The sequence below is a fragment of the Selenomonas ruminantium AC2024 genome, assembly GCF_000687995.1.
In the GTDB taxonomy this organism is placed as follows: Bacteria; Bacillota; Negativicutes; order Selenomonadales; family Selenomonadaceae; genus Selenomonas_A; species Selenomonas_A ruminantium_B.
In genome coordinates this window covers 2136824-2163385 of sequence record NZ_JIAC01000001.1, presented here as the reverse complement: position 1 = coordinate 2163385, position 26562 = coordinate 2136824, and the positions used below count along the sequence as shown (strand labels likewise).

Below are 26562 nucleotides of genomic sequence, written 5' to 3'. Positions count from 1 at the left end.
GCTTAGAGCATTTTTTCATGCCACTAACTTAATGACATTGTCTCTCCACCTCCGTGGATATACTGCTCGGTGGCAAAAGCCCTTTGGCTGCTGATAGATGGCAACCGATATGAATCATGAGAACTCCTCCCTTCAAATTTGCCAATATCCTATCATAGGGAAGAGTCTGATGGTAATGCATTCCTAAGTCAGGATGCGGCTGTTTCAAGAATTTGCATCTGATGACAAAAAGTCTTGGGCACAGGAAGGAAATATGTCTAAAACTTAGAATATTAATTAGAAGAGGTCAAGACCAGCGATGGCGTGGGCCGACCCTGTGTTCAGAGAATCTATGTTAGGAGGAACAGCCGTGAAATGCTTTCAGGAGGCGGTCATCAACCGTCGCACAAATTACGCTTTGGGGAAGGAAATACCAGTATTGCCGTCGCAGATTGTCGCGGCGGTGGAGCGGATGACCCAGGAAGTGCCGTCATCCTTCAACATGCAGTCGGCCAGGGTTGTCCTGGCCATGGGGGAGCATCACGAGAAGGTCTGGAGCATAACGAAGGAAGCTTTGCGACGCATTGTGCCTGCAGACAAGTTTGGAGCCACTGAGCAGAAGATTGACAGCTTTGCAGCGGGTTATGGTACAGTTCTGTTCTTTGAGGAGACAGATGCCGTCAAGGAACTGCAGGGCAAATACCCACCCTATGCGGAAAATTTCCCCATTTGGGCATCCCAGGCCAACGGCATGCTTCAGTTTGCCATTTGGACACAACTGACCAGCATGGGGCTTGGAGTCAATATCCAGCACTATAATCCTTTGATTGATGAGAAGGTCAAAGCTCATTTTGATGTGCCCCAAAGCTGGAGCCTGGTGGCTCAGATGGTCTTTGGTGCACCGCTGGCACCACCGCAGCCTATTGAGAAAATGCCCATCAGCGAGAGGGTTAAAGTTTTTGACTGATGAAAAAAATTGCCGTTTTGGGATGTGATCATAACCCGGCGGGAAGATGATGTCAAAGGACGCCCGTCCAATGAGGAAGGGCGTCCTTTGCCGTTGCGTGGGTTATGAATGCGTGGCGAAAAAACGGTAGGCTACACTTCCGAGGTAAACCGTCTTAGCTGTGAAAATCGCATAAGAGCAATTTCCTTAAAATATAACATTTCAAGCGATGATATTTCTATCATTATGGAAATCCCAGTATTAGACCATGTGATACTGGGGGATAACCTCTTTTACAGCTACAAGGAGAATAAGGTCAGGCGCATAAAGCTATGAGTAGAATCAAAGCCATTGGCTTTGCTGTTTTCTACTATGCTGTAAACGGCAGCACTCGCAGCCGCTCCTTTAGTTGATGCACTAAACAGCCAATTCTTCCGGCAAATGGTGAAGTTGCGAATAGCGAATTCTAAAGGAGAGTGTCCACCAGCTGCCACCAGACACAAAATTAGGTGCTGTGAGAAAGATGAAACTTTTATCACAGCACCTTTTTTGAATTTGCCAGTCAGAAAATGTCATCAATCAAGTCATCGAGGTCATAAGTAACGACGTCTACAAGGTCATCCCACCAGCTGCCACCAGACACATTGTCCAGTTCCATAAACTCCAGTTCTTTCTTCTCCATTACGTTAAGTTCTTTCTTGTCCATCATTTTTGACAACCCCTTTCTTGTGTGCTTAGTTGACTTTGTTTACCTTTGTCTATACTTACGATTGATAATGTCAAGCATTACAAAAATTATTTCAAAATCAATACACACTTTTCGCTTTCGGGGATATAAAGAACAGAAAGCAAGATAACAACCCCCTAAGATGTGGAGGAGGAAAATAAAATGGAAAAGCTCATGAATCAGATGGAAGATATGGAACTGGACAAGGTAGCTGGGGGGAAAGTGGAACTCCCTAAATTCCTTAGATTTCTTAAAAAGGATAAGCCCCCTAAAAAGCCCACGGTTAGCCCATGGAAGCTTATGAGACCACACTGATTGGTCGTCCTCGTCCTTTCCCTCGTTGCCATGACAGTAATGCAAATTCTATGGCAGCAAATGTAGATGAAACACAAAACGCAAGCGCTTGTGTTGGTAAATAATAGCGATATAGGCTAAGACATAGACAGAGGGCATATCATCAGATGTGCTCTCTTTTCTATGCAGCTGAAAGAATGATTCATAATTAAATATGAATCAAAATCCCGCCAGCACATAATGACAGAATTCAGAGGGAATGAAAACGAAGAAAAAGCGTTGTTTTTCGTGCCACGTGTCGGATGCATCGAGGAATGCCAGTGGCATTCCGAGGGGGCAGGCCTGTCCACCCGAGCAATCGGACACCCGTTGCCTGTGACGGCTTGTGCCCGGGGCGGTCTGTCTGGTGCAGTGACTAAGTGCTGGAAGGAGGAAGGTTCACACCCCGTTTTTTATATCCTTTTTTCGTCTCCGATACACATAATTTGTAACAAAAGTGAATGTCAATCGTATATATAGTTAGAAGAGGAAATGAGATAACAAACAGGGAGGCGAGTAAAATGAAACAGTATTATATCAACCAATGGAACAAGATGCGTTATCGGCATAATCGTAAGCGCAATATCCGCAAGGCAGGAGGTTACAAATGCATAAAGTAAGCATTTACAGAGCTGTGCGATAGCAGCTCTGTTTTTATGAGGTACTGTCTTGACAGGTCAAATCCGGACATGATAAAATTATTTTGTCTTTTATCATAACTTTATCCTATGTAAAAATACCCGAGGTGATAATCTTTAGTTATGGAGTACTTTGAACGTATCAAGAAAATCAGCAATGCCTGGGAACCGGAACTTTGCCGTCACTTTGTGGACCGGGACGAACGGGTCTGCATGGACATTTATCATACAGGGGCCTTAGCGCCAGAACGTCACAAGATGACCATGGAGCGGGCTACGGATTATATCAGCAGCATGGCTGCCGTAATGGATATTAAGAGTATGCTTCGGGATATCGACCATATTACCATCCGCAGTGCCAAGGACAGCCGGATTATCTACCGGCTCACCACGCGTTTTGGTTATGCGGAAGAAGAATTCAAAGCAGTTTAACAAGAAGCCTTTCCAGTGTGAAGGGCTTTTTCTTATGCAGGAATCTCCTTTAAGAGAACGAATATATAGCACAGAATGATTAATTGGATGTGATTTTTTGCAACTGACGGACGGAATACAATATGTAAAGGGCGTGGGGCCGAAGAAAAAGGCTGAACTAAACCGCCTGGGACTCTTTACGGTCTATGACTTGCTGACTTATTTCCCCCGCACCTATGAGGACCAAAGCGTGCTCACGAGAATCTCCGAGCTGCAGGCCGGGGAAAAAGCCACGGTGGCGGGCACGATTATGAATGTCTCCGAACGGCAGGGAGGCAGGCGTGGTATGAGCATCCTTATGGCCCTGATTGGTGATGGTACGGGAATATTGCAGGTCACCTGGTTTAACCAAAAGTACCTGAAAAGCAAATTAAAGGTAGGGAAAAAAGTTTTTGTGACCGGGAAGGCAGCATATGCTTATGGCGGCCGAGGACAGTTTGCCATGAGTCAGCTGAGCAGCTTCCAGATTCTGGATGAGGAAGAAGAACCGGAAAATATGACGGGGATTATGCCAGTTTATCCGGCCACGGAAAAACTCAATCAGAAATTCTTCCGCAAGGTGCTTGGGGGACTACTGACGGAGGAACTAAGCATTCGTGAACTGATTCCTGCAAGTGTAGCGGAACGTTATCATTTGCTGAGCAGGCGGAAGGCTTTGCAGGACATTCATTTCCCCGCAGACTTTGCGGCATTAAAAGAAGCGCGGAATCATCTGGCCTTTGAGGAACTCTATCTGATTCAGTGCGGCCTGTTGCTCTTGAAGCGGCAGGCGCGTGAGCACAGTAAGGGCATTCGTCATCTGCTCAGCAGTGAACTGGTGGGGCGGCTTGTAAAATCTCTGCCCTTTCAGTTGACGGAGGACCAAAGCCGCACTTGGCAGGAAATCCAGCGGGATATGGAAAGTCCTCTGCCCATGCGACGACTGGTGCAGGGAGACGTTGGCTCCGGTAAAACGGTAATCGCCATGCTGGCACTGGTTAAGACGGTGGAGAACGGCTATCAGGGCGCGCTTATGGCGCCCACGGAAATTCTGGCCAGCCAGCATTACGAAGGTTTTGTGAAGCAGTTGGAATCTTTGGGCATTCGTGTGGGATTCTTGTCGGGGCGGCTGACGAAAAAGAAACGGGAGGATATGTATGCCCGGATTGCCGCCCAGGAGGTGGACATCGTCATCGGTACCCATGCGCTGATTCAGGAAGGTGTGGCGTTTGCAAAGCTGGGCTTGGTGGTGACGGACGAACAGCACCGCTTCGGCATTGCCCAGCGGGCGGAGCTGGAGAGGAAGGGCAGGCTGATGCCGGATGTATTGGTCATGACGGCAACGCCAATTCCGCGTACCATGACCTTGACTGTGTACGGTGATTTGGATGTATCATTGATTCAGCAGCTGCCACCAGGGCGTCAGCCTATCCGCACTTTCGTGAGGAAGCCCGACAAGCGGGATTTGATTTACGATTATGTCCATCAGCAGTTGGCTGCCGGGCGGCAGGCTTATGTGGTCTGTCCACTGATTGAAATGAATGAGGAAAGCGACCTGCCCTCAGCCGAGGAAGTCTATGATGAACTGCGCTACGGCATCTTCCGGGATATGCCCTGTGGTCTTGTCCATGGCAAGATGAAGGCCGCAGACAAGGAACAGGTTATGCAGGACTTCTACGACAATAAGATAAAGCTTCTGGTATCCACGACGGTCATCGAAGTGGGCGTCAACGTGCCCAATGCCAGCATTATGGTGGTGGAGCATGCGGAGCGCTTCGGCTTGGCACAGCTCCATCAGCTGCGTGGGCGCATTGGACGAGGCGAATATAAGTCCTACTGCATCCTTGTATCGGAAATGAAAACCGAAAGCGCCCGCGAACGGCTCAAAATTATGGCGGAGACAAGCGACGGCTTTAAGCTGGCAGAGGAGGATTTGCGCCTGCGCGGGCCGGGACAGTTCTTTGGTTCCATGCAGCATGGCCTGCCGGATTTGAAGGTAGCCGATGTCTTAAATGATATGGATATCCTGTTGAAAGCGCGGCAGGCAGCTCAGGAAACAGTGGCCAGTCAGGCAGAACGGCAGGATGTACTGCCGATTCTGGCGTTGCAGTACAAGGAGCAGTTTGAAAATATCACCGATATCTAATGTGTTTTAGTCGAGAACATCTTGACATAACGCATAGACATAGTATACAATATTTCTAGCTTTGACAAGCATAGGAGGCGTGTGTTTTGGTAACAGTATTAGTGAACGGTGCATGCGGCCGTATGGGCCGTGCCGTGCTGAAGGCCGTACAGGAAGCAGAAGACTTGCAGCTGGTTGGTGCCGTGGACATTACAGGCGGCGCAGATTGTGGCGAGCTGGCCGGTCTTAAAGCCAATGGCGTAAAGGTAGAGACGGATTTACAGGCAGCACTGGACCGTATTAAACCGGAGGTTATGATTGATTTCACTCGTCCGGATGTGGTATTTCATAATGTAACGACGGCGTTGAGGGCTAAGGTTTCCCCGGTAGTGGGAACTACGGGCCTCAGCGATGAGCAGAAGGCAGAGATTAAGAAGCTGGCTGAAGAAAATGATACACCGGCCTTTATTGCGCCTAACTTTGCCATTGGGGCGGTATTGATGATGGTTATGGCCAAACAGGCGGCCAAATACATGCCGGAAGTAGAAATCATCGAGCTTCATCATGACAATAAGCTCGATGCACCTTCCGGTACGGCTGTGCAGACAGCAGCCATGATTGCCGAAGTCCGTGCGGAGCATAAGCAAGGGCATCCTGACGAAAAAGAAAAACTCACGGGCGCCCGCGGTGCTGATTACGAGGGGATGCATATTCACAGCGTACGTCTGCCCGGTTATGTAGCGCATCAGGAAGTTATCTTTGGTGGTCTGGGGCAGACGCTGACCATCCGTCACGATTCGCTGAACCGTGAGTCCTTTATGCCCGGCGTAGTGCTCGCGGCACAGAAGGTGCGTGGCCTTAAGGGACTGACTGTAGGCTTGGACAAACTCTTGGAGTTTTAAGGCATAAAAAGAAAAACGGCTTTTACAAGCGAAAGGAATGAATGTCGATGAAAAAGTATAATGTGGCAATTCTGGGCGCAACGGGTGCCGTAGGTCAGGAATTCTTAAATCTCATTGAGGAACGCAATTTCCCGTTTGCTAACCTCAAGATGCTGGCTTCCAAACGCAGTGCCGGCAAGAAAATCCAGTTTATGGGCAAGGAATATACTGTTGAAGAAGCTACGGTGGATTCCTTCAAGGATGTGGATATCGCCCTGTTTGCTGGTGGCAGTGCCAGCAAGGAATTTGCGCCTGCCGCTGTAAAAGCCGGTGCCGTGGTTATCGATAACTCCAGCACTTTCCGTATGGACCCGGAAGTTCCTCTGGTTGTGCCGGAAGTCAATCCGGAAGCCATTGCCCAGCATAAGGGCATTATCGCCAATCCGAACTGCTCAACCATCATCATGGTTATGGCACTGAAGCCGCTTTATGATATTGCCAAAATCAAACGTGTAGTTGTCTCCACGTATCAGGCTGTATCCGGTGGCGGCAAGGAAGCTATGGCAGAGCTCGAACAGCAGGTTGCGGATATCGTAGCAGGCAAGCCCGTAACGGCTAACATTCTGCCCGGTGCAGCCCTCAAGAAGCATTATCAGATTGCTTTTAACTTGCTGCCGCAGATTGACGTCTTCAAGGAAAACCTCTATACCAAAGAGGAAATGAAGATGATTGACGAGACGAAGAAAATCATGAGCGATAACGATATGCGCATTACGGCAACGACCATCCGCGTGCCGGTATACCGCAGCCATGCCGAGTCCGTCAATGTGGAATTTGCCGATGAGGTCAGCGTAGAAGCTGCCCGTAAGGCTCTCGAAGCATTCCCTGGTGTAGAAGTGGTGGATAACCCGGATGAACAGCTCTATCCGCAGCCGCTCGAAACCTCCGGCAAGAATGATGTAGCCGTAGGTCGCCTGCGTAAGGACTATTCCATCGACCATGGTCTTAATATGTGGGTTTGCGGTGACCAGATTCGCAAGGGTGCCGCTCTCAATGCACTGCAGATTGCAGAGTATATGATTGAGAAAGATATGCTCTAAATCAGAACAAAATAAAATTTTCACAAATATGGGTAACCGCCGTCAACTCTCACTTGACGGCGGTTTCTTTTCGTGCTAACATAGGTCGTGGGGCATAATTATTACATAGTAGTACGATAAGTCATGATTATAATTCATAGTTGTTATAACTTCATGTTATCATTGACAATAACGAATGTAATCATAGTTCGTGTTTATATGTAGATTTATGTTCAGGTTAATAAAATCTGTTGCCGGAACCGAAAATGGGTCGGCACTGATGAGGGAGGATTTTTCATGATTGATATTCTCGACCGCGTGCGCAACAAAGAGTTGCAAAGCAAGATTGTCACGGCGGAAGAAGCAGCAGCTTTTTTCAAAGAAGGCATGAATGTTGCAACCAGTGGTTTTACTGCTTCGGCATATCCGAAAGCAATTCCGCTGGCATTGGCTGAACGGATGAAGAAGGAACCGTTCACCATTAACCTCTGGACGGGAGCTTCCACAGGCCCGGAACTGGATGAAGCATTGGCCAAGGTTCACGGCATTAAGAAGCGTTTACCCTACCAGACGGATAAGGATTTGCGCAATGAAATCAACGACGGTTCGGTAGATTATCTGGACCTGCATCTTTCCGAGTCAGCCCAGCTCAGCCGTTGCGGTTATCTTGGCAAGGTGGATGTGGCAGTGGTAGAAGCCTGCGCCATCACCGAGGAAGGCAACATCATTCCGACCACGTCCTTGGGTAATGCTGCATCTTATGTGCAGAGTGCAGATACGGTTATCGTAGAAGTCAACACTTCTCAGCCGCTGGAACTTGAGGGTATGCATGATGTGTATATTCCCATGGACCCGCCAAACCGTCTGCCCATTCCTATCGTGAAGGCAACGGACCGTGTAGGTACGCCGTACATTCCCTGCACGCCGGATAAGATTAAATACATCGTTCCTTGCGATATTCCGGACCATACGCGCCCACTCAAGGCCATCGACGAGGATTCCCGCAAGATGAGCCAGTTCACGCTGGACTTCCTCAAGAAGGAAGTGGAAGCTGGCCGCATGCCGAAGAACCTGCTGCCGCTGCAGTCTGGTGTCGGCAACGTAGCCAACGCCGTTATGGCAGGCTTCGTGGATTCCGACCTCAAGGATTTGACGGTATACACCGAAGTTATTCAGGATGGTATGCTCGACCTCATTGACGCCGGCAAACTGCTGATTGCTTCTGGTACGGCTTTCAGCCCGTCGCCGGAAGGTATGGCCCGCTTCTATAAGGACGTTGCCAAGTATAAGAAATACCTGCTGCTGCGTCCGGAAGAAATTTCCAACAGCCCGGAAGTGGTTCACCGCCTCGGTGTTATCGCCATGAACACGGCTATCGAAGTGGATATCTACGGCAACGTAAACTCCACGCATATCACGGGCACCAAGATGATGAACGGTATCGGCGGCAGCGGCGACTTCGCCCGTAACGCTTATCTGACCATCTTCTACACGCCGTCTGTTGCGAAAGATGGCAAGATTTCCGCAGTTGTTCCGATGTGCTCCCATATCGACCACACGGAACATGATGTGGACATCATCATTACGGAGCAGGGTATTGCAGACCTTCGTGGCAAGGCTCCTCGTGAGCGCGCCCTCGAAATCATCAATAACTGCGCCCATCCGGACTATCGTCCGATTTTGCGGGATTACTTCGAACGAGCAACCGAAGCAACCCATCATGCCAATACGCCGCACATTCTGGAAGAGGCACTGTCCTTCCATGAACGCTTCGTGGCTACGGGCAGCATGAAAAAGTAAACTACAGATATAGATATATAGAAAAATGACTGAATGAAGCAGGAGGAAATCCATATGAGCACGGAAAAAATCCAGGCTGAGCTTGCTAAATACGAAGCCAGCGTAGAAAAAGCAGTAGCACGTTTCCCGGAACGTCCGCATCTTCCTGAGCAGCGTCTGTATACGCCGCTCGATATTAAGGGCGATGATTATGCGGATGAAATCAGCTTTCCGGGCGTTTATCCCTTCACCCGTGGTGTACAGCCCACCATGTACCGTGGCCGTTTCTGGACCATGCGTATGTATGCCGGCTTCTCCACGGCAGAAGAATCCAACAAGCGTTATCGTATGTTGATTGAAAACGGCGCTACGGGCCTTTCCTGCGCCTTTGACCTGCCGACCCAGATTGGTTACGATTCCACCGACCCGATTTCCGAAGGTGAAGTTGGTAAGGTTGGTGTAGCCATCGACTCTCTGGCAGATATGGAAACTCTCTTTGACCAGATTGACCTGGGCAAGGTTTCTACGTCCATGACCATCAATGCACCGGCTTCGGTTCTCCTGGCCATGTATATCGCTGTAGCTGAAAAGCAGGGTGTTCCTGCTGACCAGCTCCGTGGTACGATTCAGAACGATATTCTGAAGGAATACGCAGCCCGCGGCACGTATATCTTCCCTCCGCGCCCGTCCATGCGCCTGATTACGAATATCTTTGAATACTGCTCCCAGAACGTACCGAAATGGAACACCATTTCCATCTCTGGTTACCATATCCGTGAAGCAGGTTCCACGGCAGCGCAGGAAATCGCATTCACCATCGCCGATGGTATTGCATACTGCGAAGCAGCCATCAAAGCTGGCCTGAAGATTGATGATTTCGCTGGCCGTCTGTCCTTCTTCTGGAATGCACATAACAACGTGCTTGAAGAAGTGGCGAAGTTCCGTGCTTCCCGCCGTATCTGGGCTAAAGTTATGAAGGAACGCTTCCATGCAGAAAAGGATAAATCCATGATGCTGCGTTTCCATACCCAGACGGCTGGTTCTATGCTGACTGCTCAGCAGCCCAACAACAACATCGTCCGCGTTGCTCTGCAGACGGCTGCTGCTGTTATGGGCGGCACTCAGTCCCTGCATACCAACTCCCGTGATGAAGCTTTGGCTCTGCCGACGCAGGAATCCGTTACGATTGCCCTGCGTACCCAGCAGATTGTTGCTTACGAAAGCGGTCTTGCTGATGTTATCGACCCGCTGGCTGGTTCCTACTATGTAGAAGCCATGACGGACAAGATTGAAGCCGAAGCATGGGATTACATCAAGAAGATTGATGATATGGGCGGTGCTGTTGCTGCTATCGAAAAAGGCTACATCCAGAAAGAAATTCAGGATTCCGCTTACAAATGGCAGATGGATGTTGAATCCGGTGCCCGCACCATCGTTGGTGTCAACAAATTCCAGATGGAAAATGAAGAACCTCCAAAAGACCTGTTGAAGGTTGATGAAGCTGTTGGCGAACGCCAGAAGGCCAAAGTCAACGCCATGAAGGAAAAACGCGACAATGAGGCCGTTAAGGCTGCGCTGGCTGACCTCAAGAAAGCCTGCCAGGACGAAAACGAAAACCTTATGCCGCACATTCTCGCCGCCGTTAAGACTTACGCTACGCTCGGTGAAATCTGCAACGTAATGCGTGAAGTGTTCGGTGAATATGAGGCTCATGTCAGCCTGTAATCAACAGCGTTTTAGCTTTTAGCTTGGAGGAATACAAAATGGAAAAGAAAATCAGAGTTCTTGTTGCAAAACCGGGCCTTGATGGCCATGACCGCGGTGCAAAAGTGGTTGCCCGTGCCCTGCGTGATGCTGGTTTTGAAGTTATCTATACGGGCCTGCGCCAGACTCCGGAACAGATTGCCGAAGCTGCCCTGCAGGAAGACGTTAATGTTGTTGCTATGAGCATTCTGTCCGGTGCACACGGCCATCTCTTCCCGAAAGTGGTTGACCTGGTTCGTGGCAACGGCATGACCGATACCCTGATTATCGGCGGCGGTGTTATCCCCGACGCTGATATCCCGGCCCTCAAAGAAGCTGGCGTAGCGGAAGTATTTACGCCGGGTACGCCGACCAGCGATGTGGTCAACTTTATCAAGGAAAATGTAAAACTCTGAGAAAGATAAGTTAGTGTTAGGCGGAGGGAACCGAAGCACCTGCTTGGTTTTCTCCCTTAACACTATTTTCTTGCTTACGCAAAAACTACCGAGAGGTGGTGACGATTTGGATATAGCAAAAGAATTACTCAAGGGCAACCGCCTGGCGTTATCCAAGGCCATCACGGCCATTGAAAACGAATATCCTGAAGCCACGGAAATCATGAAGGAGATATATCCGCATACCGGCCATGCATATGTGCTGGGGATTACTGGGCCGCCGGGAGCAGGCAAGAGTACACTTACGGATAAGATTACCAGGGCTTACCGTGCCCAGGGAAAGACCGTGGGTATTGTGGCAGTGGACCCCACCAGCCCCTTTACCGGCGGTGCCATCTTAGGTGACCGTATCCGCATGAATGAACTGACACTTGACACAGGAGTCTTTATCCGCAGCATGGGCACCCGCGGCAGTTTAGGGGGACTTTCCCACAAGACTGCTGATGCCGTAAAGGCCATGGATGCTTTTGGAAAGGACATCATTATCGTCGAGACAGTGGGGGTAGGCCAGTCGGAGGTAGATATCGTCAAAGCTGCCGATACTACCATGGTCGTGCTTATTCCGGGAATGGGGGATGACATTCAGGCCATTAAGGCTGGAATCCTGGAGATTGGTGATTTGTACTGCATCAACAAGTCTGACCTCGATGGGGCAGACAAGCTGGTGCGGGAAATCAACATGATGCTGGATTTGGACAGCTTTATGACGGATTGGCGGCCGCCCATTACCAAAGTTATCGCCAGTCAGAACGAAGGCATCGAGGAATTAATCGGCACAGTGGAAAAGCACAGGGCGTATATCGAAGGCAACGGGGAACTGACCCGCCGCCGCACGAAGCGCACCCGTGATGAGATGCTCGATATCCTGAACAGCGGCATCAACAATTTCGTCAAAGGACAGATTGTGGACAGCGGCCGCTTGGATGAATTCGTGGAGAAAATCCGCGCTCATGATACGGACCCATACACAGTAGTTGGGGGCCTGATGGACGAGATGCTCAAAAAATAACTTGCATTAATTTTAGGAGGTAGAGATTATGTTTAAGGTATTAGGTGTAGATCATATCGGTATTGCTGTTGGTGACCTGAAAGAAGTTGGCTCCTTCTGGGGCGACATGCTCGGACTGCCGAACAATGGTGAAGAAACCGTTGAAGAACAGAAAGTAACCACGGGTTTCTTCCCGACGCCGAACGGCAGCGAAATCGAACTCTTGGCTGCAACTTCTGATGATTCCCCGATTGCCAAGTTCATCGAGAAGAACGGCGGCCGCGGCGGCATCCAGCACATTGCTCTGCGCGTAGATAACCTCGAAGCAGCTCTGGCTGACCTCAAGGAAAAAGGCGTGCGCCTGATTGACGAAAAGCCCCGCAAAGGTGCTGGCGGCGCTAAGATTGCCTTCGTTCATCCGAAAGCCTCCCATGGTGTTCTTCTGGAACTCTGCCAGCGTGATTAATTGCAACATTTACGGGAATTATTTATCACTAGGTAATAAAAACTTGCAATTTCCCCGTAAATAGTGCAAAATATATAGCGGAGAACACAAAAGCTAATTATACGAGGAGGTATATAATGGCTACTGTTCAGGAAAAAATTGATTTAATGCATGCCAAAAAAGAACATATCATGCAGGGCGGCGGCGAAGCTCGTATCGCCAAGCAGCATGAAAAAGGCAAGCAGACAGCTCGTGAACGTATCGCAAAACTGTTTGATGAAGGTACTTTCGTTGAGCTGGATATGTTTATGAAACATCGTTGCACCAACTTCGGTCAGGAAAAGAAAGAACTGCCCGGTGAAGGTGTAGTAACCGGTTACGGTACGGTTGACGGCCGTCTGGTTTATGCTTATGCACAGGACTTCACCGTTGAAGGCGGTTCCCTGGGTGAAAAGCATGCACATAAAATTTGGAAGGTTATGGATCTGGCCATGAAGATGGGCGCTCCCTGCATCGGCATCAACGACTCTGGCGGTGCGCGCATTCAGGAAGCCGTTGACGCTCTGTCCGGTTACGGCGGTATCTTCTTCCGCAACACGGCTGCTTCCGGCGTTATCCCGCAGATTTCTGTAATCATGGGCCCCTGCGCTGGTGGTGCTGTATACAGCCCGGCTATCACGGACTTTATCTACATGGTAAAGAACACGAGCCAGATGTTCATCACGGGCCCTGCCGTTATCAAATCCGTTACGGCTGAAGAAGTAACGGCTGAAGCTCTCGGTGGTGCTATGACCCACAACACCCGCAGCGGTGTGGCTCACTTTGCAGCTGAGGACGAAGACGACTGCATCAAGCAGATTCGTTACCTGCTGTCCTTCCTGCCGAGCAACAACATGGAAGATGCGCCGATTATGGAATCCGGCGATGATCCGGACCGTCAGGATGAAAGCCTGAACACGGTTATCCCGGATAACCCGAATGCACCTTATGACATGAAGGATGTTATTCGTTCCATCGTTGATAATGGTGAATTCTACGAAGTACATGAGCACTTTGCTACCAACATCATCTGCTGCTTTGCCCGTTTCGATGGCCGCAGCGTTGGTATCATCGCCAACCAGCCGAATGTAATGGCAGGCTGCCTGGATGTAGACGCTTCGGATAAATCCGCTCGCTTCATCCGCTTCTGCGATGCCTTCAACATTCCTCTGGTTAACCTCGTTGACGTACCGGGCTTCCTGCCGGGCGTTGACCAGGAACACAATGGTATCATCCGTCATGGTGCCAAGATGCTGTACGCATACAGTGAAGCAACGGTTCCTAAGGTTACGGTTATCACCCGTAAGGCTTATGGCGGTTCCTACATCGCTATGTGCTGCCGCGAACTCGGCGCTGACCAGGTTATGGCTTGGCCGACTTCCGAAATCGCAGTTATGGGCCCGGCCGGTGCTGCTAACATCATCTTCCGCAAAGACCCGGATAAGGAAGCAAAGACGGCAGAGTATGTAGAAAACTTTGCTACGCCGTATGTTGCTGCTGAACGCGGTTATGTGGATATGGTTATCGAACCGAAGGAAACCCGTCCGTACATCATTACGGCCCTCAATGCTCTCGCCAGCAAACGTGAGGTTGGCCCGGCCAAGAAACACGGGTGCATTCCGCTTTAATTGTTAATTCGGAATTCGGAGGTCTTTACCATGAAAACTGAAGCAAATGGCGCTTCGCCAGAAGTGGTGGCAGCAATTACCGCTGCTGTCCAGATGATGATGGGTAACAAGGTTGTGGCTGTTCGCATCAAGCGCAGCGACGTATGGGCTATGTCCGCCCGTGGCGGTCTGGCTCGTCCGTTCTGATAAAAGTTACCGCGTAAATCTACAATGGGGGAATAACGAATGAAAAAGTTCAATATCACGGTAAACGGTACGGCTTATGAAGTCGAAGTTGAAGAAGTAAAATCCGCTGTTGCAGCTCCGAAGGCTGCTCCGGCTGCACCGAAAGCAGCTCCTGCACCGGCTCCGGCCGCTCCTGCTGCACCGAAGAAGGCTGCTGTAGCCGCTGGTGCTGGTGAGCACTCCATCGATGCTCCGATGCCGGGCAAAATCGTGAAGCTCGTTGCTTCCGAAGGCCAGGCTGTTAAAGCTGGCGAAACCCTGCTGATTCTCGAAGCTATGAAGATGCAGAACGAAATCGCAGCTGACGCTGACGGCGTTGTTAAGAGCTTCAACGTGGCCGCTGGCCAGAGCGTTAAAGCTCATGAATCCCTGGTTATCCTGGGCTAATTCCATAGCGAATCGGAAAAGAGCACTGCGGTGCTCTTTTTTCATTATATGAACGAATAGACAAATGATAATCTCACTCAATTACCTTGACAAGTCAGACGGACCCTTGTAGAATGTGATTTGTTTCAAGTTTATATTCGTTACGAGCCTTAGGGAAGGAGTTGTCTTGCTTGAAAAAGTTAATGAGTATATTGCTGGCTGTTCTCGTATGTGTTCTCGCCGTAGGCTGCGGCAGCCAGACGGCCAAGGATAAGAAGGAGTTTACCATCGTCACTTCCTTCTATCCGATGTATATTGATGTGCTGAACATCACCAAAGGGGTAGAGGGCGTTAAGGTGGTCAACATGACCAAGCCGCAGACCGGCTGCCTGCACGATTATCAGCTGACCACTGAGGACATGAAGACATTGGAGAAGGCGGATGTGTTCGTGGTCAATGGTGCGGGCATGGAAAGCTTTTTGGAAAAAGCAGCCAAGCAGAATCCGAAAATGAAGACCATTGAGGCTTCCAATTACAAGGACATCAATCTGCTGAAAAATGGCGACGAGGAAAATCCCCATGTATGGTTGTCAGTGACTTACAGCATTGCGCAGGTTAAAGCCATTACCGCTGGTCTTTGCGAAGCAGACCCTGCACACAAGGACGCTTACCGCAAGAATGCACTCGACTACTGCATGAAGCTCGAAGCACTCAAAGAGGAAATGCATGGCGAACTGGATAATTTGCCGCATAAGGATATCGTGACCTTCCATGAGGCTTTCCCCTATCTGGCCAAAGAATTCAAGCTGAACATTGTCAGCGTAATCGAGCGTGAGCCGGGCACGGAACCGACGCCACAGGAACTGGAAGACACCATCAAGCAGGTAAATGGCCTTACGACCAAGGTGTTGTTTACAGAACCGCAGTATTCTCCGGCAGCGGCTGAGACGATTGCCCGCGAAACCGGCGCGAAAGTCTATCAGCTTGACCCGATTGTAACCGGCGAAGCCAACGAAAGCGCCATGGATGCCTATATTGACACCATGAAGAAGAATATGGCAGTGCTCAAAGAAGCTCTGCAGTGATGATGAAATTGACTTGTCAACTTTTGACAAGTCAATTTTTCTTGCCAAAAGTCAAAAAAACAAATATAATAAAGGAAAAGTCAAATGGTCAATAGAATTATATATTATAGAAGGTGATGAAAGTGAGCAATATTGCCGATTTGATTGAAGCTTATATCCTGCGGCAGCTGGCTACCCAGCAGGACGGCAAGGTGGAGCTGCGGCGCACGGATATCGCCGACGAGATTTCCTGTGCTCCTTCCCAGATAAGCTACGTGCTGTCCACCCGCTTTACCCAGGACAAGGGGTTCGTGGTGGAGTCCCGTCGCGGCTTAGGCGGGTTTATCCGCATCGTGCAGGTGCCGGTCAAGAACATGGTCTACGAGGATATGCTCGCGGCCATTAAGCCGGATACGGAACTGCCGGTGGTGCAGTCCATGATTAAGTATCTTTTGCAGCACGAGATGATTACAGGGCGGGAAGCCTCTCTGATGATGCAGTTTGTGGTATCCATCTTCCAGTCGGATTCCATTACGGACAAGGAACGGGTGCGGATGCTCAAGACCATGCTGCTGACCTTGGAAAACTTCTCGTAAGGAAAGAGGGACTGTGTATGTTATGTGATGATTGCGGCCGCCATGAAGCGGTTGTACATATTACCCAGATTGGCCCAAATGGCCGGGTGGAAAAGAATCTTTGCGAGGCCTGTGCAGCCGGTTACAGCGAGTTTGCCGGAGTGCCGCATCAGGATAAGCGCAATGTGTCGGTGGATGATTTCCTGCGGGGCATCTTCAGCAACGCAGCCGTGCAGGAGGATAAGGCCACCAATGAGGAGGGGGAACTGGTTTGTCCCCGCTGTGGCATGAGCTATCGGGATTTCAGCCAGCAGGGCAAAATCGGTTGTGCGGCCTGCTATGCTACCTTCCGTCAGCAGCTTGAGCCCATGCTGCGCCGTATCCATGGCTCCAGCGTTCATCGGGGTAAAATTCCCCATCGCAGCGGCGGTACATTGGAACTCAAGCAGAATATTGCGCTTCTGCAGCAGCAGTTGAAAATCTGCGTCGAGCAGGAAGAATACGAAAAGGCCGCAGAACTGCGGGATAAGGTACGGGCCATGAAACAGGAACTGGCCGCCAAGGAAGGGGGCAGAAACAATGGTTGAAGCATTGTTGCAGGATAGCCGGCTGAGCTGGCTTCAGTCGGGCGGTGCTGACCGTGATGTGGTCTTGGCCAGTCGGATTTTGCTGTCCCGAAATCTGCGGGATTTGCCCTTCCCTAACCGGGCCGACCTTTATGAACTGGCCAAGGTGGAAGAACGGGTGGCTGCCGCTGTTCCCGCTTTGCAGGACGTGATTGGGGAGAATCTGCAGGCCGTGCAGATGGAAAACCTCTCCAATCTGCAGCGGGAGGTTTTGCGGGAAAAGCAGCTCATCAGCGAAAAGATGCTGCGCAATCCCCAGCATCGGACGGTTTATGTTGCCGACAGTCAGGCGGTCAGCCTGATGGTCAATGAAGAGGACCATATCCGCATCCAATGCGTGACGGCAGGACTTGATTTGGCAGAGCCTTTGAAAAAGGCCTTTGCCATTGACGATATGCTGGAAAGCCAGTTAGATATTGCCTTTGATGAAAAGATGGGCTATCTGACTTCGAGCCCCACGAACCTTGGGACGGGTCTTCGGGCTGCAGTGCTTTTGCATCTGCCCGGTCTGGTCTTTACGCGGAATGTCAGCAGCATCATCAACATTTCGCCGCAGTTAGGTTTGGCGGTACGGCCGCTCTATGGTGATGATAAGGAACAGCCGGGGTGTCTCTTCCAGATTGCCAATCAGTTGACGCTCGGGTATTCGGAGCAGGAACTTATCGACAATCTGCGGGGGGCCGTGACGGAAATCGTGGCCCACGAGCGCCGGGCCCGCAAGGCTTTGGCCCTTTACATGAAGGAGCGGCTCGAAGATGAGGTATGGCGGGCTTACGGCACGCTGTCCTATGCCCGTCTGCTGTCGGAGAAGGAAGTGCTGGAACTGCTTTCCCGCCTGCGGCTGGGCATGGATTTGAAACTTATCCGAGGTTTAGCGCCGGAATGTTACGGGCAGATGCTTTTGGCCAGCCGTACGAGTTTTTTGCAGAACCTTGCCGCCAATGAAAATCTCTCCAAGACGGAAATTGACAGATTGCGGGCTCAACATGTGCGCCGGATTATTGAGGAGCATCAGGTGAGCCTGGAGGAATAACTATGGACTATCGCAATCACTTTACCAACCGGGCCATCAAAGCCATTGAGTTTGCCCAATACGCGGCACGCGATTTGGCGCAGGACTACATTGGCACGGAACATATATTGCTGGGCCTGCTGCACGAGCGCGAAGGTCTGGCTGCCAAGGCCATGGGTGCTCTGGGCATGAGCTTTGAAAAGGCCGCGGCGCAGATTAAACGAATTGCTTCCCAGGAAGCGGAGTATCCTTCGGATAATCCTTACTATACCCCTAGAGCTAAGCGGGTTATGGAAGGCGCTTTTGAGGAAGCCCAGAGCCTTGGGCACAGCTACATCGGCACGGAGCATATTCTCTTGAGTCTGCTCGAAGAAACAGAAGGGGCAGCAGTGGAAGTGTTGGAGCTGATGGGCGTGAACCCGGATGATTTGCAGGATGAAATCATGGACCGCATTGACGCCCAGCAGCCTGACGGGGAGGAATGTCCCCATGAAGCCAAGCGGGGTCGTCATTCGCGGGACGGCATGCCCCTGCTGAAAAAATATGGTCGTGACCTCAACAAGATGGCCAAGGATGCCCAGATGGACCCGGTAATCGGCCGGGAAATGGAAATTCAGCGGGTGATTCAGATTCTTTCCCGCCGCACGAAAAATAATCCCGTGCTCTTAGGTGAGCCCGGGGTGGGCAAAACCGCCATTGCCGAAGGTTTGGCCCAGCGTATTGTGGAGGGTACTGTGCCCTATATGCTGCAGGAGAAGCAGGTGTTTTCCCTGTCCATCACTTCGTTGGTGGCCGGAGCCAAGTACCGCGGCGAGTTCGAGGAACGCCTCAAAGGCGTAATCGAGGAAATCCAGCGTGTGGGCAATATCATTCTGTTTATTGATGAGATGCACACTTTGGTGGGGGCTGGGGCCGGAGAAGGTTCCTTAGATGCCGCAAATATCCTGAAACCTGCCCTGTCCCGTGGTGAGATTCAGGTTATTGGCGCGACCACTTTGGATGAATACAAGAAGTATCTGGAAAAGGATGCGGCTCTTTCCCGCAGGTTCCAGCCGATTATGGTGGAGGAACCCACGGAAGAGGATGCGGAAAAAATTCTCTTTGGCCTGCGCGGCAAGTATGAGGAATTTCATCAGGCGACCATCGAGGATGAAGCGGTGAAGGCAGCGGTGCATCTGTCGCACCGTTATATCACCGACCGCTTCCTGCCGGATAAAGCCATCGACTTGATGGATGAAGCGGCCTCCAAGGTACGCATGGGGCAGGTTGCGCCTACGGAAACCATTCAGACGCTGCGTGAACAGCTAAATCAGACCTTGATTGAAAAAGAAGCGGCCATTACCGCCCAGGAATATGAGCGGGCGGCCAAATTGCGGGATAAATACCTGCAGTTAAAGGACGAACTGGCTGATAAACAGCAAGTTTGGGAGAAAAAGGGCAAGAACCATATTACGGTGACGGCCGAGGATATTGCGGCGGTAACTGCCCAATGGACGGGAATTCCCGTGAGTCAGCTTGCCGCCTCGGAGTCGGCCAAACTGCTGAAACTCGAAAAGATTTTAGGCGCGCGGGTTATCGGCCAGAGCGAAGCGGTCAAAGCCGTGGCCAAGGCCATCCGCCGGGCGCGCTCGGGCTTAAAGGACCCCAAACGTCCGATTGGTTCCTTCCTGTTCTTAGGTCCGACCGGCGTAGGCAAGACGGAACTTGCGCGGACGCTAGCGGCGGCGCTCTTTGGTTCGGAGGAAGCCATCATCCGCTTCGATATGAGCGAGTATATGGAAAAGCATACGGTTTCCCGCATGGTCGGAGCGCCTCCGGGATATGTGGGCTATCAGGAAGGCGGCCAGCTCACCGATGCAGTGCGCCGCAAGCCCTATTCCATCATCCTGCTCGATGAAATCGAAAAAGCCCATCCGGATGTGTTTAACATCCTGCTGCAGGTACTCGATGACGGCCGTTTGACCGATGGTCAGGGCCGCACGGTGGACTTCCGCAACAGTGTGATTATCATGACCTCCAATGCCGGTTCCAATCTGCTGAAGAAGGCCAAGACCTCTATGGGCTTTGCGGTTAATGTGAAGGACGAGCGAGAGGCTGAGGAAAAAGCAGCTGAGAAGCGGGTGCTGGATGCGGTGAAGCATGTATTCAAACCGGAATTTTTGAACCGTGTGGATGAACAACTGGTGTTCCATCCGCTGGCTCGCCCGGAATTGGCGAAGATTGTGGACATTTTGCTGCAGGATGTGAAGAACCGCCTGCTCGAAAAGGATATCAAGCTCGAAGTCAGTGCTTCGGCCCGGAATAAACTGGTGGACGAGGGCACGGATTTCAAATTTGGTGCCCGTCCGCTGAAGCGTGCCATTCAGAAGCTGGTCGAGGACGAAATTGCCGAAATGCTGCTGCAGGGTAAATTCAAGGCAGGCGATACCATTGCCGTCCGCAAGAGCGGCAAGGAGCTGGACTTCAGCAAAAAGACCCCGCGCGTAAATAGACGGCGCAAGGTGACAGCCAATGTCCCGCAATAAGCTCACCCCCCAGGGGCGCGGAGGCTGGCTGCTGAACTTCGCAGCCAATTTCTTCTGGTCCATAGTCTGGCTAGGGCGCAGTATCATTAAAATCGTCAAAAAGAAATTGTAAAAGCAAGAGCAGGCAAAGACCTGCTCTTCTTAGTGAAGGATGGATGATTAGTGGCCAAAAAGAAAAAGACAGTTTTCGTCTGTCAGGATTGCGGCTATGAGACCCCAAAATGGCTGGGAAAATGTCCCGGCTGCGGGGCTTGGAATACGATGGTGGAGGAAGTCGTAGCTCCGGAAACAGGCGGGAGCTCGGGAAGCGGCGGCCTGCGGCTGGGCCTTTCGGATGCGCAAAAGCCACAGCCCATTGGTGAGGTAGCCATTGAGGACTTGCCCCGCTTTGCCACGGGCTCGGAGGAACTCGATAGAGTATTGGGCGGCGGCGTTATCCCTGGCTCGATGGTGCTGATTGTCGGTGACCCCGGCGTGGGCAAGTCGAGCCTGACCCTGCGTGTCTGTGCGGATGTGGCGCGGGCCGGCCGCAGTGTCCTCTATGTTACGGGCGAGGAGAGCACGCGGCAGGTGCGTATGCGCGGTGATAGGTTAAATGCCATTGCCGATAAGCTCTATGTGGTCAGCGAGACCAATATGGAGACGATTGAAGCGCATATCGAAAACACCAAACCGGAGCTTCTGGTTATTGACTCCATTCAGACGGTGTTCAAGCCCGAAGTGCAGAGTGCGCCGGGCAGTGTGTCACAGGTGCGGGAATGTGCTGTGGATATTTTGCGCATTGCCAAGAGCAAGGGCATTGCCGCCTTTGTCATCGGTCATGTGACGAAGGAAGGCAATCTGGCGGGCCCGCGGGTGTTGGAACATATCGTGGATACTGTGCTCTATTTTGAAGGCGAGCGCAATGCCGAGTACCGTGTACTGCGGGCGGTCAAGAACCGTTTCGGCAGTACCAATGAACTGGGGCTGTTTGAAATGCGCGATGTCGGTCTGGTGGATGTGCCGGATGCGTCCAAACTTTTCCTGTCGGATAGGGAAGGGGACAGCGGTACGGTGATTATCCCTACCGTGGAAGGCACAAGGCCGCTGCTGGTAGAATTGCAGGCATTAGTTGCGCCGACTCCCTATGTACCGCCGCGCCGCACAGCGGATTCCGTGGATATCAAGCGGATTCAGCTGCTGCTCGCGGTGCTCGAAAAGCGCGTCCATCTGCAGGTGGGCGCCTGTGATGTGTATGTAAAGGTAGCGGGGGGCATCAAGATTGATGAACCTGCCGCGGACTTGGGGATTTGCGTGGCTATGGCATCGAGCTTTGCTAACCGGCAGATTCGTTCCAAGACGATTGTGTTTGGTGAAGTGGGGCTGTCTGGTGAAGTGCGGGCGGTAGGCCAGGCCGATGTGCGCATCAACGAAGCCAAGCGCTTAGGCTTCGAGCACGTTGTCCTGCCCATGAAGAATTACCGTCAGCTGGCCAAAGAAATAAAGGGCATCAAGCTCTATGGTGCTGAGACCATAGGTGATGCCCTGAAGCTGGCTATGCCTAGAAACTGAATATGTATAGAAAAACAGGCTTATCTGCAAGTGCATTTTGCATTTGTGGATAAGCCTGTTTTAGTGTTTAACGTAAATATAATCATTCCAAAAGTGTCAAAAAGTATACATTTTGACACTTTTGAACTCACAAAGAACATTATAACAAATGCATTCTGCAATGTCTATTTTTTCGTTAATTTTTATTTATTTTAGTAACTTTTTGAGACAAATATGGAATATTTTTGATTGCATAAAATACATTATGCACTGTTTCATAAAGTATACATTTTGACAAAGGTTACAAGAAAAATTAAAGGAGAAAACGTAATGTTTGAAGTTCGTCAAACGGAAGAGATGATTAACAAGACTTTTCGACTGCCTGCCAGTTTGTTGGATGAGCTGACCCAAATCGCAGAACACGAGAAGATATCCGTCAATAACCTGGTTCGCCAGTGCTGTGAGTATGCGTTGGGCAACATGAAGAAAGAAAAATGAAACAAGGAATACATATCGGAACAAGCAGGCAAATTATCGTGTGTTTGCACTTGCTGGTAGATTACCTGGCTATTGTGGCAGCAGAGCATACGGCTTTATGGCTTCAAGGGATGTTTCGGTTGGATGCCAGCCGTGTAATGGTTATGCCTTGGGAATATCAGTATATCTATTATCCAGCATTGTTTCTGTTGGTAATGTTCTTATCCGATGGTTATCGATTCAATCGGCCATCACTAGATGTAACCAGGGATGTATTCAAAGGAGCCTGTTACGGTTTCCTTATGTATATGCTGGTTATCTTCCTGATGCGTAATCGCCTGCAGGTGTCCAGATACTATGCCGGATGTTTCTTGTTGTTCAGCTTGCTTTACATTGCTATTGCTAGGTTCATGCTCGGACAGTTTGTCCTGCGCCTGCATTGCCTGCAGGAAAAAATTCTGCTGATTGGTGCGGGGCGAACAGCAGAGCGCCTTTTAGGAGCCTTTGAGGATGACCCTTGTTATGGCTATGAGGTTATCGGCCTGTTGGATGACCATCCTGTATCCAGCAAATTGCCGCAAGAATATCCGTTGCTGGGCGGTTTTGCTGATGCGGATAAGGTCATAAAAGAACAAGGCGTACGCACCATAGTAATCGCCGCGCCAGGCCTGTCGGAAGAAGAAATGCGTAAATTACTGGTATCTGTCCAGCATTTAACCGATACCATCTTGTTTACGCCCAGTCTTGTGGGAACCCCGCTAGGCAGTGTGGAAATCAGCACATTATTCGTCGAACAGCTGACCATTATCAAGAGCAAGAACAATCTGTCTCGTTGGAGCAACCGGGCGACCAAGTTCGTCTTTGATATGGTAGTAACATTCTTCGGCTGTATTCTGATATCTCCGTTTTTTATCCTGCTGGCCATATTGGTCGGGATAGACAATAAAGGTAGAATCTTCTTTGCTCATCGGCGTGTGGGACGGAATGGCAAAGAATTTGACTGTTATAAATTCCAGACTATGGTATCCAATGCCGACGAGGCCTTAAAAAAATACCTGGCTGAAAATCCAGCTGCCCAAAAGGAATGGGCAGAAAACTTCAAACTAACCCATGACCCCAGAGTTACCAGACTGGGCGCATTCCTGCGCCGGACAAGCTTGGACGAACTGCCACAGGTATTTAATGTGCTAAAAGGTGAGATGAGCCTTGTCGGCCCACGCCCCATAGTGCAGGGGGAAGTTTGCAAGTACGGGGACAATATTCGGGAATACTACATGGTTCGCCCCGGCATAACCGGTATGTGGCAGACCAGCGGACGCAGCGACACCACCTACGAAGAGCGGGTTGAGATGGACACATGGTATGTCCGCAATTGGAGTGTATGGCTGGACATGAAATATTTGGTCAAGACTTTTAAGGCTGTGCTGGAAAAGCGCGGTGCCTATTAAAGATAAAAATTGAGGAGTTGTTTTTTCAATGAAGGTTGTCATTCTTGCCGGTGGCGGCGGGTCGCGGTTATTTCCGCTTTCTCGTAAGTCTTATCCCAAACAGTTCTTGGCACTGGAGGACGATAAATCTCTGCTGGTGCATACGGTAGAACGTTTCTTGAAACTGGTACCAGCTGAAGACATCGTTTTGGTTACCAACGAAAGCTATCTCTACCATGTGCAGAACGAATTGGAACTCTGCCATGCCAGCAGTGCCCATATTGTACTGGAACCGGTAGCTAAAAACACCGCACCGGCTATTGCCCTGGCAGCTAAGTACTGCGAAAGCGAACTGGGATGCGCTGAGGATGAAGTGCTCATCATTGCCGCAGCCGACCATGTAATACGCCAGCAGGATGCTTTCTCGGCCTGCATAAAAGAGGCAGCCCAAACCGCTAAGGGTGGAAGTTTTGTGACGTTAGGCATAAAGCCGCGCAGTCCGGAAACCGGCTACGGTTATATTGAAGCAGGCACAGAAAATGGCGGCAGCTACGCGGTGCAGTCCTTCAAGGAAAAACCAAATCTTGAAACAGCACAAGCGTACTTAGAGGCAGGTAACTACTATTGGAACTCCGGCATGTTCGCCTTTACGATTGGCTGCATTATGGAAGAGCTGGCTGCTTATCAGCCAGCAATATCCGGCCTGATGGAAGGCAAATCCTATAGTGAAGTCCACGATACTTTTGCCAAGATGCCATCCATCTCCATTGACTACGCTGTAGCCGAAAACAGTCAGAAAGTACGGATGGTGCCACTTTCCTGTTACTGGAACGATATCGGCTCCTGGGATGCCATGTATGACATCTTGGAAAAAGACGAAGCAGGCAACGCCGTAAAAGGCGACTGTATAACCATCGACTGCAAGGATTCCCTGCTTATCGGTCATGACCGTCTGCTCGCTGGTATTGGCATAGATGACTTGCTTTTGGTCGAATCAGATGACGTTATCGTAGCGACCAAGAAGGGCAACTCCCAAAAGGTCAAGGATGTAGTGGAAACACTCAAAAAGAACCACCGCAAGGAAGCGACGGAACACACCACCCTGTACTACTACTGGGGCACGTCTTCCGCTATGGGGAAAGGCAAAAACTATGTCATGCGCAAGCTGCGTATTATGCCGGGCAAAGCCCTGCCCCAGAGAATGCATTATCACCGTACGGAACATTTCATCGTGCTGTCCGGTACAGCTGAGGTCAAGCAGGAAACGGATGTAAAGATGATTCATGAAAACGAATCAGTATTTATTCCGCAGACCACAAGATATGAACTATCCAATCCAGGGCGTATTCCCCTCGAAATAATCGAAATCCGCAACGGTACCTACTTAGGCGAGGATGATTTAGTTGAGTTTTAAAGTAGCTTTAGTCTGTGACTGGCTCGTCACCTATGCCGGAGCAGAACGGGTTATCGGGGAAATCTTAAAGATATACCCCCAGGCGGATGTCTTTGCCGTAGTCGATTTCCTGCCGGAAAAAGACAGGGCTTTCCTGCAAGGCAAGATACCGAAAAAGACCTTCATTCAGAACATGCCCGGTGCAAGAAAACATTATCGCAGCTACCTGCCCTTAATGCCGCTGGCCATAGAGCAGCTGGATGTATCCGGCTATGACCTCATAATCTCCAGTTCCCATGCTGTAGCCAAAGGTGTAATCACAGGGCCGAATCAGGTACACATTGCCTACGTACATTCCCCGATACGCTACGCCTGGGATTTGACGCATCAATATCTGCGTGAAGCAGGCCTAACGCACGGGCTCAAAAGCTGGCTGGCACGGCTAATCCTGCATTACATACGTATTTGGGATACGCGCACGGCAAATGGTGTAGACGGCTTTATCGCCAACTCAAAATTCATTGCCAGACGTATAAAAAAAGTCTATGGCCGGGAAGCCGAGGTTGTCTATCCACCAGTGGATATTGAAAACTTCACCTGCTGCGAAGAAAAGCAGGATTACTACCTGACCGCTTCAAGGTTAGTGCCCTATAAACGTGTGAAACTCATTGTAGAAGCATTCAACGAAATGCCGGACAAAAAGCTGGTAGTCATTGGCGACGGCCCGGAATATGAAAATATAAAAGCCATTGCCAAAAACAACATAGAACTCATGGGGTACCAGCCAACGGAAGTCCTCAAAGAAAAAATGCAGCATGCCAAAGCCTTTGTCTTTGCAGCCGAAGAGGACTTCGGCATTACGCCAGTGGAGGCACAGGCCTGTGGAACGCCGGTTATTGCTTACGGCAGCGGCGGAGCCACGGAAACCATTACCGACGAAACAGGCATGTTCTTTTCCGAACAGACGAAAGAGGCAATAAAAAAAGCTGTTAAGGAGTTCGAGCATAGAAACTGCACTCCGGCAAAATGCCGCGAGAATGCCGAGCGTTTTTCGCCGGAGGTATTCCGGCAAAGCCTGAAAGATTTTGTGGATAAATGGAGATAAAA

General features: G+C 50.4%; 25 protein-coding genes. 24 read left to right on the top strand and 1 reads right to left on the bottom strand.

What is annotated here, in order from left to right; genetic code table 11:
• Positions 1-349 precede the first annotated feature (349 nt).
• Positions 350-946 (top strand): nitroreductase family protein, encoded by a 597-nt coding sequence (locus tag P157_RS0110325; RefSeq protein WP_026760919.1) that lies wholly within the window; start codon positions 350-352, stop codon positions 944-946.
• 541 nt (positions 947-1487) lie between these two features.
• Here P157_RS0110325 and P157_RS15545 read toward each other — a convergent pair.
• Positions 1488-1634: a hypothetical protein gene (locus tag P157_RS15545; protein ID WP_155266741.1), complete on the bottom strand. Its 147-nt coding sequence runs from the start codon at positions 1632-1634 to the stop codon at positions 1488-1490.
• 180 nt (positions 1635-1814) lie between these two features.
• On the opposite strand from P157_RS15545, the gene P157_RS15540 reads away from it, so the two are divergent.
• From P157_RS15540 to P157_RS0110190, 23 genes are all read left to right on the top strand, one after another.
• Complete coding sequence (locus P157_RS15540) at positions 1815-1967, top strand: hypothetical protein (protein ID WP_155266740.1); 153 nt, start codon at positions 1815-1817, stop codon at positions 1965-1967.
• A gap of 779 nt (positions 1968-2746) precedes the next feature.
• Complete coding sequence (locus P157_RS0110300; protein WP_026760917.1) at positions 2747-3055, top strand: hypothetical protein; 309 nt, start codon at positions 2747-2749, stop codon at positions 3053-3055.
• A gap of 97 nt (positions 3056-3152) precedes the next feature.
• The gene (recG, locus tag P157_RS0110295) at positions 3153-5219 is read left to right on the top strand and encodes an ATP-dependent DNA helicase RecG (protein WP_026760916.1); all 2067 of its coding nucleotides are present in this window, start codon (positions 3153-3155) and stop codon (positions 5217-5219) included.
• Between the two features lie 86 nt (positions 5220-5305).
• Positions 5306-6100 (top strand): 4-hydroxy-tetrahydrodipicolinate reductase, encoded by a 795-nt coding sequence (gene dapB / locus P157_RS0110290; protein ID WP_037368313.1) that lies wholly within the window; start codon positions 5306-5308, stop codon positions 6098-6100.
• A 47-nt stretch (positions 6101-6147) separates the two neighbouring features.
• Positions 6148-7179 (top strand): aspartate-semialdehyde dehydrogenase, encoded by a 1032-nt coding sequence (locus tag P157_RS0110285; RefSeq protein WP_026760914.1) that lies wholly within the window; start codon positions 6148-6150, stop codon positions 7177-7179.
• Between the two features lie 276 nt (positions 7180-7455).
• Positions 7456-8958, top strand: a complete 1503-nt coding sequence (locus P157_RS0110280; RefSeq protein ID WP_026760913.1) for an acetyl-CoA hydrolase/transferase family protein — start codon at positions 7456-7458, stop codon at positions 8956-8958.
• A gap of 54 nt (positions 8959-9012) precedes the next feature.
• Positions 9013-10662, top strand: a complete 1650-nt coding sequence (locus P157_RS0110275; protein WP_026760912.1) for an acyl-CoA mutase large subunit family protein — start codon at positions 9013-9015, stop codon at positions 10660-10662.
• A gap of 38 nt (positions 10663-10700) precedes the next feature.
• The gene (locus P157_RS0110270) at positions 10701-11096 is read left to right on the top strand and encodes a cobalamin B12-binding domain-containing protein (RefSeq protein WP_026760911.1); all 396 of its coding nucleotides are present in this window, start codon (positions 10701-10703) and stop codon (positions 11094-11096) included.
• 106 nt (positions 11097-11202) lie between these two features.
• Positions 11203-12144 carry a methylmalonyl Co-A mutase-associated GTPase MeaB gene (meaB, locus tag P157_RS0110265; protein WP_026760910.1) on the top strand — a complete coding sequence of 314 codons (942 nt, stop codon included), beginning with the start codon at positions 11203-11205 and terminating at the stop codon, positions 12142-12144.
• A gap of 28 nt (positions 12145-12172) precedes the next feature.
• Positions 12173-12589, top strand: coding sequence for a methylmalonyl-CoA epimerase (gene mce, locus P157_RS0110260; RefSeq protein WP_026760909.1), 417 nt, complete (start codon positions 12173-12175; stop codon positions 12587-12589).
• A 116-nt stretch (positions 12590-12705) separates the two neighbouring features.
• Positions 12706-14235: a methylmalonyl-CoA decarboxylase subunit alpha gene (gene mmdA / locus P157_RS0110255; protein WP_026760908.1), complete on the top strand. Its 1530-nt coding sequence runs from the start codon at positions 12706-12708 to the stop codon at positions 14233-14235.
• Between the two features lie 30 nt (positions 14236-14265).
• On the top strand, positions 14266-14421 hold the full coding sequence (locus P157_RS0110250; RefSeq protein ID WP_026760907.1) for a hypothetical protein: 156 nt from the start codon (positions 14266-14268) through the stop codon (positions 14419-14421).
• A 39-nt stretch (positions 14422-14460) separates the two neighbouring features.
• Positions 14461-14847 (top strand): biotin/lipoyl-containing protein, encoded by a 387-nt coding sequence (locus P157_RS0110245; protein WP_026760906.1) that lies wholly within the window; start codon positions 14461-14463, stop codon positions 14845-14847.
• Between the two features lie 161 nt (positions 14848-15008).
• Positions 15009-15911, top strand: coding sequence for a metal ABC transporter substrate-binding protein (locus P157_RS0110240; protein ID WP_419185400.1), 903 nt, complete (start codon positions 15009-15011; stop codon positions 15909-15911).
• Positions 15912-16033: 122 nt separating this feature from the next.
• Positions 16034-16486 carry a CtsR family transcriptional regulator gene (locus tag P157_RS0110235; RefSeq protein ID WP_026760904.1) on the top strand — a complete coding sequence of 151 codons (453 nt, stop codon included), beginning with the start codon at positions 16034-16036 and terminating at the stop codon, positions 16484-16486.
• A 17-nt stretch (positions 16487-16503) separates the two neighbouring features.
• A complete protein-coding gene (locus tag P157_RS0110230) occupies positions 16504-17052 on the top strand; it encodes a UvrB/UvrC motif-containing protein (RefSeq protein ID WP_026760903.1) in 549 nt (182 codons plus the stop codon).
• Positions 17045-18124, top strand: a complete 1080-nt coding sequence (locus P157_RS0110225) for an ATP--guanido phosphotransferase (RefSeq protein WP_026760902.1) — start codon at positions 17045-17047, stop codon at positions 18122-18124. The genes P157_RS0110230 and P157_RS0110225 overlap by 8 nt, the downstream gene beginning before the upstream one ends.
• A 2-nt stretch (positions 18125-18126) precedes the next feature.
• Positions 18127-20628, top strand: coding sequence for an ATP-dependent Clp protease ATP-binding subunit (locus tag P157_RS0110220; RefSeq protein WP_026760901.1), 2502 nt, complete (start codon positions 18127-18129; stop codon positions 20626-20628).
• Positions 20629-20790: 162 nt separating this feature from the next.
• Complete coding sequence (radA, locus tag P157_RS0110210; RefSeq protein ID WP_026760900.1) at positions 20791-22179, top strand: DNA repair protein RadA; 1389 nt, start codon at positions 20791-20793, stop codon at positions 22177-22179.
• Positions 22180-22488: 309 nt separating this feature from the next.
• Positions 22489-22656, top strand: a complete 168-nt coding sequence (locus P157_RS15660; RefSeq protein WP_196243120.1) for a hypothetical protein — start codon at positions 22489-22491, stop codon at positions 22654-22656.
• Positions 22653-24083 carry an undecaprenyl-phosphate galactose phosphotransferase WbaP gene (gene wbaP / locus P157_RS0110200; protein WP_051598598.1) on the top strand — a complete coding sequence of 477 codons (1431 nt, stop codon included), beginning with the start codon at positions 22653-22655 and terminating at the stop codon, positions 24081-24083. The genes P157_RS15660 and wbaP overlap by 4 nt, the downstream gene beginning before the upstream one ends.
• 28 nt (positions 24084-24111) lie before the next feature.
• The gene (locus tag P157_RS0110195; protein ID WP_026760898.1) at positions 24112-25476 is read left to right on the top strand and encodes a mannose-1-phosphate guanylyltransferase/mannose-6-phosphate isomerase; all 1365 of its coding nucleotides are present in this window, start codon (positions 24112-24114) and stop codon (positions 25474-25476) included.
• A complete protein-coding gene (locus P157_RS0110190; RefSeq protein WP_026760897.1) occupies positions 25466-26560 on the top strand; it encodes a glycosyltransferase family 4 protein in 1095 nt (364 codons plus the stop codon). The genes P157_RS0110195 and P157_RS0110190 overlap by 11 nt, the downstream gene beginning before the upstream one ends.
• The last annotated feature ends 2 nt before the right edge of the window (positions 26561-26562 follow it).